Annotated in this window: 7 protein-coding genes; 1 reads left to right on the plus strand and 6 read right to left on the minus strand. The window is 53.3% G+C overall.

The window, feature by feature from the left end:
* Window positions 1-229: 229 nt before the first annotated feature.
* From K8U03_00605 to K8U03_00630, 6 genes are all read right to left on the minus strand, one after another.
* The gene (locus K8U03_00605) at window positions 230-2,212 is read right to left on the minus strand and encodes a DUF1998 domain-containing protein (protein MCE9603384.1); all 1,983 of its coding nucleotides are present in this window, start codon (window positions 2,210-2,212) and stop codon (window positions 230-232) included.
* Window positions 2,213-2,238: 26 nt separating this feature from the next.
* A complete protein-coding gene (locus K8U03_00610; protein MCE9603385.1) occupies window positions 2,239-5,925 on the minus strand; it encodes a hypothetical protein in 3,687 nt (1,228 codons plus the stop codon).
* A complete protein-coding gene (locus K8U03_00615) occupies window positions 5,922-8,066 on the minus strand; it encodes a UvrD-helicase domain-containing protein (GenBank protein ID MCE9603386.1) in 2,145 nt (714 codons plus the stop codon). The genes K8U03_00610 and K8U03_00615 overlap by 4 nt, the downstream gene beginning before the upstream one ends.
* The gene (locus tag K8U03_00620; GenBank protein ID MCE9603387.1) at window positions 8,059-9,576 is read right to left on the minus strand and encodes an Hsp70 family protein; all 1,518 of its coding nucleotides are present in this window, start codon (window positions 9,574-9,576) and stop codon (window positions 8,059-8,061) included. Before K8U03_00620 ends, K8U03_00615 begins: the two co-directional genes overlap by 8 nt.
* Before the next feature lie 74 nt (window positions 9,577-9,650).
* The gene (locus K8U03_00625; GenBank protein MCE9603388.1) at window positions 9,651-11,102 is read right to left on the minus strand and encodes a hypothetical protein; all 1,452 of its coding nucleotides are present in this window, start codon (window positions 11,100-11,102) and stop codon (window positions 9,651-9,653) included.
* The gene (locus K8U03_00630; GenBank protein ID MCE9603389.1) at window positions 11,099-13,141 is read right to left on the minus strand and encodes a hypothetical protein; all 2,043 of its coding nucleotides are present in this window, start codon (window positions 13,139-13,141) and stop codon (window positions 11,099-11,101) included. Before K8U03_00630 ends, K8U03_00625 begins: the two co-directional genes overlap by 4 nt.
* 825 nt (window positions 13,142-13,966) lie before the next feature.
* Between K8U03_00630 and K8U03_00635 the strand changes: the two genes are divergently transcribed.
* The gene (locus K8U03_00635; GenBank protein ID MCE9603390.1) at window positions 13,967-14,104 is read left to right on the plus strand and encodes a hypothetical protein; all 138 of its coding nucleotides are present in this window, start codon (window positions 13,967-13,969) and stop codon (window positions 14,102-14,104) included.
* The last annotated feature ends 156 nt before the right edge of the window (window positions 14,105-14,260 follow it).

A 14,260-nucleotide genomic window follows, 5' to 3' on the forward strand; every position in this document is an offset into this window, starting at 1 on the left:
AGCAGCAGGTCGACGTCACGCACCCTTTGCCCGTAGCATTGGGCTGCGGTGATGAGCGAGACTTTTTGTTGGGGATCGTCAAGCGCCCCCCACTCGTCCGCAATCATGCTGGACAGTTGTTGTGCTGCGATGTATTCAGGATCGCCAAGTTCACCAAAGACTTCCCTCATGTTGCTCCTTAGTGCTCGGTGAACCTATTGCCGCGATCTATTAGGCGAGTCATCATTGGTCAATCGAGGTTGTCGGCGTCAAAAAACGAAGCTGCTGGACTAAACCCCCGTGGAGGAATCACAAGCACTCGATCCTGATACCCGTTGTTTCGCTCGCAGCTCGTTTCCGGGACGAGCGCACAAGCATGACATGCAGCCCTATTTAGACCCATGTGTCCTTGACCTGACGTGGTGGAGCAAACTGGGTCAGAAGAACACCAAGTTGCCGTTCGCAGCGCCTCCTGCAGAACAGGGACCAGACGGTCGGGATCGCCCATGCGCACGAGTCCGCCTAGGCTTCCGTCTGCGTCCGACGTCGACGTATAGATAAGAAATCCGGCCATCTCGCCTCCTGGGCATGTAGGGGGCATCGCCGAATTTGGCTCTGCGACATATAGTCGTTCTCGTAGCGAGGCTGAGGAATACCCGCACTCCAGCGTCAACTGCCTGATCAGAAGATGAGCGATTGTGTGAACGAGGACAAATCTTGCAGAGGGGCACGACGAACTGTTCCAACCCTCTTGAACCGCGACGTTGAGAAAGTTCGACCGGAGTGGTTCCATCCGCTCATCGACTGCTGTGCGTAACTCCCACTCGCGAACGCGCTCCAGATTCAACTCGATAAAAATGCCTTCGCCGCGGAGTTCGATCGCCGGCAACCACTGCATCGGCCCTCGAGAGATACTCGCAAACTTGGCCTTTGCTGAGTCTATATCTGGATTCTCACGGGAAATCCGACGAAAGCCTTGGAGCGCCGTTACTTCCCTGAGGCGATGGACCTTGACTATCCGATCGAGATAGCTGCGCCATGTTTCTGGCACTTCGACGGCGTGAGCGTCGAAGTTTCCTCTTGGGTTTGATTCCCCTCGCCGCAGGGCCTCGCATTCCGCGAATCGCCGTCCGGATGGCGTAATCCTTGGATCCTGGGAAGCGCTTTCGCCGCGCAGTCGGTCTAAGATTGCCATTACGCAAGTGTCGTCTGTGAAACTTTTCTCTCGATCAAAACCTTGTTCTCGCAGCCGACGCAGCTGCCTTCGAGAAAAGTTCTCCAACTCTGGAGGTGGCAGGTTCTGTTCTGCACGATCTTCGCAATCATCCTCCCATCGACTGCGTAGTTCATCGACATATTCATCAAGTGCCTCCGCCAATGAATCGGTATAGGGCGGGATCGAGATTACGGAGGTAGAAACCGGCAAATGGATGTTGGTGGCTCCACGAAGGAAGACTTTTAACGGTCGCGCACAGCCCTTTGCATCACGGCGGTTCTCCAACCACGGGCGCCACCCTTCGCACCTCTTAGTTCCCTTTAATGCTCTGTCGGCAAATACTCCGCGCAAGGGTTCTTTCACTCCACAGCTGCAAGAAACGATTAAGTCGTCAATGGCGAGAGAGCCGCCAAGCGTCTTGAGATGCATGTAATGGAGTGGTTGTGGTTCAACCTTTGCGGCCTCGTCGCTTACTTTGCGGTGAGCCCACGCATACCAGGGGAAGTCGTCAATGTGTCCGGGATGATCCGGCTCAGGCCCTTCGGCATCGTGATGACAGACGACGACAAGACGAGTGGGTACACCAACCCCTCGGCATTGCCGATTGCCGTTTGTGCGTGTGCATTTTGCCTTTCCCCCGTTAAGCGACTCGAATGCGAATCTTTCGCCAAACTCGGGACTGATCTCAGGTGACTCGTTGCTGACTTCTCGGGCCATTCCGATGGCGCTACACTCGGGGCAGTAGAGCCACCGCGGGAAACGGCAGGCTGGAAGGAGAGCTGGAAACGTATTTTCTTGATCGGCCACCGGAGGTGCCTGAAACCACCTCTTGTCCACCAGTCTTTCGAGATCTGGTTCGTGAATAACTTGGCACTTGTTCCTTGCTGGCCAGAAGTCCAGTCCAAGTGGCATCGCTGAATGAAACTGGAAGTCCACCACGGCACCGGTTCCAAAAGTCAAAAGTGCTTGACTCTGACGAATTTCGCCGATTTTTTTGACTTGTGGACGCCGACTCATTCCTTCGGATCTTGAGCGAGCCATTTTTACCCCTTTGTGGCATCAGTTGTAGAGCCATCCTCGTTATCGTCGGAGGACTTCGGTGGTGAAGACAGCACCGGAACGATCTTCAGCCGGAAGCCGGTTTCCGGTTCAACATTCCGCATTGAGTTGGGGGCGCCTTCCAATCCGTCTCGTTCTCGACGAGGAGCGGTCAATTGCCGTAGCAATCGGTTCGGCCCGACATCCCATTGCATGCCAGAACCATATTTCGCATTGGACGAATATAATGCAGCCCATTTTTGCCAACGTTGAAGCCTATCTTTGACTTCCTGTTTTGTGACAGCCGCCTCGCGGGGGTCCTGTGCGATTACTCGATCAACGACCGGCTGTACCAGCGACCAAAGATGATCGATATTGGCTGTGCCCAATGCTAATGGATCCGCGACAAGTGAACCATCTAAATGACGCAGGATAGCGATCAATACCGCCGATAGCGCTCGATCACGCGTCGGTGACGACCAGGGAGTTACACTTGTTGCCTCTACCTCCCGGTAAAATGCCTCGTGATACGGCACAAACCTCTCATAATGCGAGCGGTCGCGAGAACGTGTCCAATTGAGAAGGGTTATGACAAGGCCTGGAAACTTTCGTCCGACGCGACTCGACGCTTGGATATACTCCGCTGTGGTCTTCGGTTGTCCCTGTATCATCATTAGGCCAAGCCGGTCGACGTCTACGCCAACACTGATCATATTGGTTGCCAACAGAACGTCGATTGCGTTGCCACCCGAAGGAGGCCGGTATGGCTGTTGAAGAAGTTGAAGTATCTTCGGGATATCAGCAGACTTAAGCCGGCTGGTCAATTCTTGCGGCTGAGAAAGGACTCGGACCGGATTGATGTGACCGAGGCGCTGTCGTATTTGCGCGAAGCTCTTCATGTAATTCGGGACGTCGTCTTGAGCGAGAACGTTTCCCCCGGCAAGTTCCCGGATGCTATTGAAGTAGCTCACTAGTGTCCAATATGGATCTCTCACATCGTCCGGCAGCTCGCTGACTAATTGTGTAAGAGCTCCACAACATCGCAAAAATAATTGCTTCCCGGACGTGCCGGGCGCCATCAGGCCTAAGTATGTGCGCCCAGGAAGGTCCGGGGCAACCTGTGCAAAAAAGGACTCTCCCGCAGTCAGGGCTGGTGGCGGAAATTGGCGGACCTTTCGTTGAAATAAGTTCCACACCTGTTCATCGGCTCGCCTGATAGTCGCCGTCGAGCCGATCACCTTGGGAGTACGTCCTGCATTGTCACGCGCCAGAACGTCAACCGCAGTCTCGAACAGGCCGACCATGGTACCCAACGGTCCAGAGATCAGGTGGAGCTCGTCCTGGATGATCAAATCCGGAGGTGGGAGGTGCGCCGCAAACGATAAGCGTCCAAAGAGCGAGCGGGTGTCGGCATTCCAAGTCAAACGAGCGAATTTATCAACCGTGCCAATTACGACGGAGGGTGGTTCGTCGTAAATCTGCTCGTCCACGATCTGCACTGGCAAACCGGAGTCCCGACGGAATGGACAATTTCCCTTAAGTGGCGCCGGTAGTCGGCCTCCACATTGAAAAACAAGCCGAAGTCCTCGGGCATTCAACTCATCCGGCGAATTAATGGTTTTGCCCAGGGAATCGGTGATTCGCATGCGAGAAACATCTATCGCGTTACCACACCATGGACAATCGCGAATGTGTCTTAAGTCAGATCCCGATTCAGGTTCATGCCCGTCTTTAAGGCGCGTCAGGATGCTGTATGCGCCCTCTACGACGTCCTCGCCGGTGCCAATGTCTCTGAAGCGGTTTGGTGAGGAATTGCCACCGATCCACAATCCGATGACGAAGGGGGTTAGTCCAACATTCAGTGTCTGATTACGAATGTCTCGTTTTTGTTCGCGAATTCCTTCGCAAGCGCAAATAAGTCTCGTGGCTCTTTCGAACTGCTGAGTTGTTAGAAGGCGAAGCGTATACCGTGTGATGACACTAACGCCAGCGCCCAGATCCGGATTTGTCGGTTCGCGTAAACGGCGATGAAAAAGTGTAAAAGCCGTTAGCCCCAGATATGCTTCGGTCTTCCCGCCGCCGGTCGGAAACCAGATCAGGTCCATCAGCTGTCGTTCTGTGGGGCGTTCACTAGTAGTGTCGCCACTAGATGAACTTGGCGCATCGACTCTTAGATCGGGAACAGCAATCGAGTTAATCGTCATCAGCAGGAACGCCAGCTGAAACGGTCTCCACTTGGCCGGTGCCAATGTATCCAAGTCTTCGATCGGCTTTCCTGCTCGACGTGCGCTCTGTAGCGCAGCCATCTGCTGCTGCTGAAACATTGCTTCATTTGCCAATCGAAAGCATCGAAATGCAATGGGGTTGGAACGCAGAGTCTGAATGCCAGCTCGCATCCTGGCGAGCACTTCGCGACCAAGTACGTCAATATTCGGAACCGCAGCTCGTTCGCGTACAGAATCACTTTGATCTGGATCGCGTATTTCCGCGACCGCTTCATCAATTTCTAACCGACGGTCTTTCAGCCACGCAGCATAGGTACAACACAGTCCTTCGAGGGCACCGAGGATCCAGTCGTCATTACGCGCCCCGGCAAGATATTTCATGATAAATATATTGTCAGGCTCTTCCTCTCTGAAGTCGTCGGGCAGCGCAGATCGAAGCGCACCTATTAGCTTAGCAGACTTATCGTCATCCTTGGAGTTGAAGAGATCGTAGCGCAATTCCGGCACCTTGAACTGAGGAACAAACTCAGTCCAGATACGTGTTGCAGTCCGATGTGTCGGGGAAGTGCGTTGCCAGTCTGCCGCACAGCCGTGACCTGTGGCAAAGTCGCGAGCATGCCGATATAGGAGAAGATGCTGTACGTAATCGGGATCTGACGTCCGGCTCGCCCCCGCTGGAGACTCGACAAAAACCTCCTGTTCTTCGCTATCCGTTGGGAAAGCTTCGATTTTGGGCTGGAAAATCGTGTTGCATTCTCGCTCTTGCCAATCGGTTGCGGATACTTCATTTCGGTTCACGAGCGTTGCCGTAATCAGTTTCGGCTTATTTGGCCCATGGTCATGTTGCCGAAGATCCAGTTCAACACGCGAAATCGGCCCCGTTTCCCCGTCAAAAGGATACAGCTTTTTGTCTTGGGCTCCGACGCAGATCAATTGCGTTGTCGAGAAGCCAACTCGCTTCCAAGTCTCACGTTTCTTTGGGTTTGCTTCTTCTGCGGCCTTGGCGGTTCCTTCGGCGGTAACGCCCAGAGGAACTTCCGTCGTTTTTCCGAGACCTTGCAAGAGTCCACCGAGAAGCGGCTCGCTTGGCTTTTTCGTTTTGCCGTCCGTTAATGTCGTATTCTGTGAAGGCTCATCCGGAGGTGTGTGAATGTAAATCGCGGCCGATATCCGCAATTGAACCGCGGTCACTTCGTGTCTGACATGAAGCGTTAGCCCCATGGCCGAAGGCCACATGGCATTAATCAAAGATGGAATGCCCTCCAAAGAGGACTCATTATCGCCCTCTTGCAATTCATCGTTTTGCTCAGTATCCGTAGCAGAATTCATTGGCCGGAGTGAACCGCAGATGTAGGTCCTAGAAGGCGGGTCAGCCAATACCTCATCGTCGACGCCAGGTCCTACCGTTGACTTACGAAATTCTTCAACCAGTGAAGTACGCGCGGTCAGGTATCCTGTCATGTTCATCGATTGCCTATCCTTTCAATGCACCCTGAAAGTTCCGGTAAGAGCACAAAGGGGAATGCCGGGTTTCCCGTAACAAATGTTCTCACATCTATAATCCGGACGGAGTACTGGCAATTAAGGGCGTCTTCGACTCCAAGATGTTTGCGCACGAAGTCGGCGAACTCGACAGTAAATCCAGGTCCAAACTTCCACGTTGATGCTAATCCCGCAACCTCGAGGCCGAATCTGCCATCACCGGCATAGTGAATGCGAAGGCGTCCAAGCCGGCGGAATTCACGCCATAGCGCCTCCTGCATTGCGACGAATTCTTGCTGGGCCACAACTTCGGCGGCGTCATTCAATCCGCCAATATCGAAGAACTCGAATTTCCAATTGAAGACATTCGGGAGCCAGTAGCTACCCGAGCATCGATAAACTTCTCGACGTGCTCGGGTAGCGGCAACATAAGCCAAGCGACATTCCTCGGGGTCGGAACTTCGTTGATCGAGAATGCGATCAAGGTTTGCGATTACTACGACATCAAACTCGCGGCCTTTAGCTTGATGGATCGTTGAGATCCATACTTCTCCTGCCTGAGGTTGCTCCCGCAAGTCAGTGGGTACAACCGGGTTTCGATCAATACCCTCTATGATGTCGTTTAAAAGAAACCCATTTGCATTAATGCTGAATGCAGTAGTTAGCCAGTCTAGGTTTTTCGATGCCTCGTTAACAGTACGCGATACTCGCGTCGCGTATGCCTCGAGGAACCCGGCGCGTGTATACCTTTCGGTGGTGTTCAAACTCCCAAATACGCGCCCAATCCAGCCAGGATACCCTCTGCCATCAGATTCTGCCACAACCTTAAGCGGCCTATTGAACCGCTCCTTCAATATCGAGCACCCTACCTCAAGCTGTCGTACTTCCCGATTGGTTCGAGCCAAAATGGCGACACGCGTCTTGCGCGAATCTTCGTTAGCCAATTCTAGAGGATCTTCGAGGACTGGCTGTTCCTCAAGTAATGACCGGAGCATATTTCGATCCGGATGCTCTCCGGGAAGTTTGTTTCCAGCTTGGTCATCCATCGCAGTCTGCAGGTTGACCATTAGACGTTTGCAGGAGTGACTGAATCGGAACTGTTCTGTAAAAGCGAGCAGTTCAAGATCATTGTAGATGACTTTAAGCTCACGTATCAGCCAGAAGGCATCCATAGACCGCTCTTCGAGCGGCATGCCTTCTAGCGCGAATCCATAGATCGCCTGACGAAGATCGCCAAGGATCAGAACTCCATGCTTTGTACCGCTCAATGCGCTGAGCAAGTTGCGAATTAAGCGCGCCCGTACCCCGACGACATCTTGGACTTCGTCTATGACGACCAGCCGCACTCGCTGTCGAATGAGCCGCACTGCTTCAGCTTGCACTTCAGCACCCTTGCCACCTTCCAATATCTGTGCCAGCAAACGGACATTGGCGTCATACCCTGTTTGCGCGCCGTTGGAAAGTAAAGAGCCTAAAAGTACACCTGTGAGTGAGTCGAGAGTAGAGATACGAGGATGCTGGTAAATAGCGCCCTCTCGCCGCACCATTTCTAACGCCAGCCGCTGGCTCAATTCTGCAGCTGCTGCTCGCGAGAAGCTCACGACCAAGACCGTGCTAAGATCGCCACGCAGATGATTGGGACCGGCAAGTTGTACGAGCCGTTGAATTACGGCATGCGTCTTGCCTGTGCCCGGCGGCGCAATTACTAGTTGATGCTCGTTCACTTGCGCCAATATGACGCGGTTTTGTGGGGTGACGAGCGACGCACATGCTCGGGAGGGAGCGTCTGACAGAGAAGTCGGCTCGTCACATACGGGTTGCAAGGTTACGGGTGTGTCATCAAGAGTGCGAGGAACCGGCGGAAGAAGGAATCGATGAGCGTCACAGATACCTAGGTAAGGATCCTTAATCGCGATCCGAAAATCCTGAAAGTGCTTGCGCTCAGCCCGCTGCGAATCCGTTAAGTCCTTCATCACTTCGCCACGCCGCAACATCCAGAACAGACGGATATACTGGTACAGCTCCTCCCAATTGAGGGCTTGCTGGAAACGAGTTACATCGGCCTGTATGCGATCATAGCTGACTACATTAAGTCGAACCTGGATATTGGTCTGAAAGTCATCCATGAGTCGACCTGCTTGTGCCCGGTACTAACGCAAGTGGAATGCGACTAAGTTCAACTTGTTCCCGGGTCTCTTGATAATTGTCCAAGCCGTCAAGTTGTATCCGACCGATTGCCATTGCAGTGACATATAAATATTCATCTAGGCCAACTCGTAATCTCACATCGTAGGGTATGGCGCTTCGTAGATCGGGATCACGGCGGTGTACTACTGGCACCGATAATATTTCCAGCGGCTCATATTGCCCTCTGTCGGGTACGTAGCCGACTTCTAGAACGGCTTGCGGCGCAGCCAAGTCGGTTACCCGATACTTGTACTCTCGATAGGTTAGCTCTCCGCTTCCTCGCGGAAACGGTTGCCCTTTGCGAAGCACATAGTGGAGTCGATCATCGAATTGCCGTATAGCGATATCTGCTGATAGGGCTAGTTCAAAACCACGCTCGGCGAGAATTGCACATCCTCTGACAGTGGCCCGCTGCCTATTCTCTACAACCAACTCTCGCGCTTGCGGCCAAATCATTTGCAGCTTCTTGCGTACCATTGCTGACTGCGGCGGTCCGCCCACAAGCAGATAGTGTGCAACATCTTCAATCGCTAAATTGGCGCTACGCGTAGTTTCTATCGCGAGCCGGCGGACTTTGTCGACAAACCAATCAAGGCACTCTTCAATCATCGGCCCCGTCAACTTGAAGTATGGATAGAGTTCCGGCGGGGTATCCTGTTGCCAAAAGTCAGTATTGTTGGCCAGCGAGCCCGTAGACAGATAGGCTATTTTCCCGCGCTCCAGACGACTCAGTATCGAGCTTTGTATGCTCCGATTCGCTGAGTCAAACCAAGACTGAGCATCTGGGCATCGGGAAAGCGCCTTTGAAAGGATCCGCAAGTCGAGGTCCCGGCCGCCAAGACCTGAGCTCCGGGCATTTACGTTTAGGTCCTCGATGCGGTTTGGTGAGCGGGCGCAACGCACGATTGTGATATCTACAGTTCCGCCGCCCCAATCAATCACACCGACTGGTCCCTCTGGAAAATCGCCGTGTTGAATCGCGGAATACACCGCCGCAGTTGGCTCATAGACAAACTCAACTTGTGATATACCAGCGCCTCTCGCAGCTCTGAGTAGGGCTTGCCGATGGGCGGGAGGGAACTCCACGGGAGTGGCAATCACGGCTCCGAGCATGTCCGGTGCTGGACGGCCGCCGAAAAGCTGCTCAATCAATGATTTCAAGAAGCGAGTGACAAGTTCTTCGGTATGAAACGTTTTCGGGCCTATGCGAAGTTCCGGAGCTCGGCCTAATTGCGGCTTGAGTCCGGTGATGATTAGGCTATTGTCACCATCCGTTAGAGACGCCTTTAGCGCATCGAAGCCATATCGATAGGCATCTTGGAAATAAGAGATCATTGACGGTATTGGAAGATCGCCGGTCGGTCCTCCGAGTGTTTCAGCAAAGCGCTGCTGTTCGATCATTGCGGAGGCTGAATTCGTTGTTCCGAAGTCGATCCCAATCCAGAGCATGTTCCCTGCTCCTCTCATTTCCATAAGCGTTGGCACTTAGAATGTCCATTGACTCGTTCGCTAAAGGACGCCGGTCAAGAGGCTTTAATTGGGTGTCCTAGGCCGCCAATCTGTTGCCACAGGATTTCGTCTAACTGATTCCAGATTCCTGCGAGATGACGAGGTTCTCGCTCCCCTCGCACAACTTTTTCAAGCATGCTTGCCATGAGCTCCCATGTTTGACGAAGGTCCATTCCCAAGCCATCCAACGCATGTTGACGAATTTGGGCGAGTTGCCGATCCGAGCGATGTGTTAGACGTTCGTAGTCTTCCTTTGTCGTTCTCAACTCCTTCTCTGCTTGCGCCATCGTAGTCTGAAGAACGGAGTAAGAATGTTCCAGTTGCGCCCGTCTCGTTGCTTCTGCATCGCGTTGCTCCCGAGCGCTGTTCAAATCACTCCTTAGCTCCGATATGCGTGATTCCTGAAGTTGCAGCGAGATTTGTAGCTGACCGATTTCTTCCTGAAGTGATTGCCTTTCGTGCCGCAGAGCTTTTAGCTGGTCACTTGTGGTCTGCTGATTTCGAGGAAGTGAACGGAGGAAAGTGAACAACGCGTTTATGCTGGCCTTCACGGGCTCTGGGAGGTCTGATAACGCTTCCTCCCACGCGCCTACTGAGTTCTGCTTTACGGAGTCAGCGAATGCAGGTTCGGCATCGAGACCGGTGAGTTGTCGAGAGGGATCGAAGTTCGCGATGACGTTTGTCGAGATTGGCCGCAGCAGTTCGCCGAACTGCCGGATAAGCTCTGTGCCAATTGGGGCTTGACGGATTTTAGAATTGTACTGACTCGAAAAAGGAGAGAGTTCGCTGAGGCACATCAGCAGCGGAACGATGCCACGTATGCCGCTGTGATCAATCTGGCAAATCCTATCCAGATACGGTTCCGCAATATCGCGTCCGCGTTCGTGCTTAAATGAAGTAAAAGGCGTCAATAAATCCAGTGACATTTGTGCCCATGCGTCGCACCAACAGGGGTCGCTACGGCGGTCAATTGCCCGATCCCAAACTCGCACTCCTAGAAAGGCAAAGTCATCGTTGAGTTTCTTTCTCAAATCACGTAGTAGTGGCTTCGAGAACCGAAAAACCTCTGCCGAATGTCGTTTGCCAGGGGATGCTGCTTCTAAGTCGTTAGAAACCAAGCGACAAACGATAAGATCGTGAAGCAGATAGCGATGGGCGTTCGGTGCTTTACTGAGAAGTAATCCCCGAATAGCCGCTTCCGTCGAGACGGAAGTGTCGAGCATGCCGAGCGCTTGCGAAAAGAGGCCGAAAGCATTGTCATGCAGCGCGGCAGCGCTACCAATGCGGGCGACGAGTTGCTGCAAGGGATCCTTGCGGAAGCGGTCTCGTACTAATAGATCCAAACGGCGGATGGAATCTTTCAGTGGATCCCCGCCAGTTACGATTCGCTCCTCGAGCTCATTTAAAAGTAGTTCAATGTCACCGGGGGCACTTGTCGTAGTTGGGAATGTTTCGGAATCTGTCACGTTGTTTCTCTTGCAAGCGGTCTGTTTGTGCGGTGCTCATACCCCTGCAAAAAGCGCAGGAAATCAGCCCGGCACGGGAAGTATGGTTGGACAAAGTGTTCGTTAGAGCGGTGCGTTACCGAAGCCGCAGAGCCGGAGTCCGTCTTAAGGCGATTCGCGGCGTCCGCAAGTGCCTTCAGCCATGTTCGTTCCTCTGATGTACGAGATTCATCAGAGGCCGCCTGAGATAGCGTGGCTTTCCAAGCTGCAAGGCGGTTTCTGAGAGGCGGCTCTGTGTAAAACTGCAGCTGAATTGCCACCGTTCCGACTTCAGCAAGTATGCCAGCAGGAACATTCTCAGGTTGAATCAATGAAACACGCGCCGCGGTTCGCGGTGGATCGTCGAGGTAGCCCAGTAATGTATCGATCAGTTGATAAAGGATTGACTTTTGATCTCGTATCGCGTCGCGAGAGCGATCGATGAGAGTGTACAGCGAGTATTCGTGCCAAGGTTCGTACAAATTACGAAGAAATCTGTAAAGCAGTGTCGCGTTTGCCAACGCAGGCTCACCCGAAGGCCAAGATTCCAAAAAGTCAGTTAATGGTGTATCTCCTTCAGGTATAGCGGGAGAAAACGCTGTGATATCTAGACTTCGAATCGCGAAGGTTTCACCCTTACGTCTCAGTGCCAGTCGATACTCACCCGGCTCTCTCACACTTACAGAACAGCAATGTATTTGGCGATCAAGGCCGCTGCTGTTCATTTGGACGGGAAAGCGCTCCTCCGACTGTTCTGGTTCACCCGCGGCTAGTGGAATGGCAATAATCTCAAGAGACTCGCCTGCAACAAACCCGCATATTACTTCGACCTCCAATTGGCAAGTAGTCCCACCGGCAAGAGAAGGAATTCCCTGGTGCAGCATCTTGAATCCTAAAACACACGGGCGCAGGTCAAGCGAGATGCCGCCGACTTTTCTTCCGTCGCTCTCCAAGCAAATTGACGAGTAGGGACTTCCCAGCCATTTTTTCTGCGCAGGCGTGTCCTCAAACAGTTCCCTAGGTAGCAGCTTAAGAAGATTGAGGTCGCCAACTACCGGCCCTTGCAAGATTGTCGCGACGAGAAAATCTCGAGGAGTGATCGACTCCCCAGTATTCACGGCGATCTGGACTTTTTGATCCACATTCGGAATGACAACTCGCGCGCAAGGCGTAAAAGTATCAATTAGGAAGGTCCGCAATGCCTCAAGATCCCATTCGTCTTTCCAAAACCACGCTCCCAGTAACGTTAAGTCGGTTCGTTTCAGCAAATCCAAATTCGAAAACGGGAAGCGGTTCGATAGGTAAACCGCCTCGGCAACGACTTGGCCCTCGGAAGGGATTTCGTTGGATGTAGCTTCCCGTAGTTCGAAGGGATTGTGAAGGCCGGAAGTGTCCTCGAGACGGACGCCACCCGGTATTTCCGGACTGCGCGGAAGCGGAGTTTCGAGATTGTACGGTAGCACTACAAACCGCTCGCTCTGTCCGGAAACCCCCAGGGTGCCGCCAGCACCTTCTTCGAGCTCCAGCCAACCATCAAGCGCGATGCGCCGAACGTTGAACCCTGGTTCGGTTAACTCAATTGAGAGAAATGACTCTAGGGGCAATCTCAGCTGCACTCCGCTTGCCGAGGGTATCACGGAAAAGTCGTTCCGAAGGCGTTTGCACGGGACGCGAATAGAAGGCACCGACTCAGCGTCCATTCCAGCAGTCAACTCAACATGGTCAAGTAGTTCTAGAACTTGTTCGGCCTCCAACCGAACATCATCGTGTTGAAAGTCAACACTGAGGCAAAGCAGCGGGGGAGCCCCGAAGAACACCTGTATTCCGGGGTCCGAAAACGCGAAGCTAGAGCTAGAGATTTCGGAAATGTTTGCGTCGGACGGCATCAAGCGCAGGCGCGCAAGTGGGCGACGGCGTGGATCAAAGCTCCAACGCTCGCCCGCGGTGGCCACGGTGGTTTCGCAACCGTTTTGCGGGATTACTTCGTAAACCCGGGATTTGTCTAGGGAAGGATGCGACAAAACTATTTCCTGGCATCGTGCTCCAGCGATTTCAGGAGTTTCTGTCGTTAGCAATATTATACTGCCTTCTTGCGGCAATAGGTGTTGACCAGGGAGGAGTCGCCTTCCTGCTGCAAATAGCGAAGGACATGGCCACCGGAGACTGATTTCTGCCAACGTGGTGGAAGTGCCGGTAGTACCTTGGCGAACGCTGAAGAGAGTTTTACCTCCAGCCGTTGCAGGTGCCCGACAACGCACGTCATGCCAGCCGCGAGAACCTGCATTCGACCAGAGTCGATCAGCACGTCCGTCGACTGACTCGCAGCTGAGAGTAACGCGGTCGTTCTCCCCATCACCTAGCCAAAATCGACTTACATAAAAAACCGGATGGAGTTCGCGGTCTAGCGAAGGCCAAGCAAATAGGCGCAGCCTCGAGGGCGCAGCCCAACTCTGTCCCGAATGTGCGGTCGGTTCTTGTCCGAAAAGGTGTCCGCTGTGAAGCAATTCATCGTCTGAAATCGGACCTACCCATACCCAGGCATCGGGTGTAGACAAGGATCCGTTCGTCCCAATTACCGGTCGCGACTGAGTTCGCAAACGGCTAGGATGTGGCACACAAAAATTGCTACGACTAGCACGCCAACGCATATCGTTATCGATGTGCCAAGCATCTCCAGCTCTTTTTAGGACACCAACAATCTCATCCGCGGTCCGGCCGAGATCGTCCAGAAGCATTACCCTTCGAACGACGTCGCCATCCAGCTGCATTGTCCCGTTGCCAATTGGTGGCGGTCCACTTGAGCGAAGTGACCACGAACCACCGTTGAAACGAAGAACTGCTGCCGGATGTCGCCGAAACAGTATCTGGAGCTGATCGAGGGAGTACGCTTCAATCCCAATCGCTATATGTTTTCTCAGAATCGCTACGATCGCAGCTGGCAGACCGGACAAACCGGTGCCGAGGATATTGCGCGCACGATCTAACAAAGAGTCGACGGTCCAGCCGTCGTCAGGCGGGATTTGGCCGCGAATTAACTTTGCAAGGACAGCCAGTCGAATCCCTGCCTCAACAAGACATTCCCTCAGGGCATTGATAGAGCCAAGTTCTTCTTGACTAACAGTTTTACTAGTCCGAAATGC

It is taken from the genome of Planctomycetia bacterium (assembly GCA_021413845.1).
Lineage (GTDB): Bacteria > Planctomycetota > Planctomycetia > Pirellulales > PNKZ01 > PNKZ01.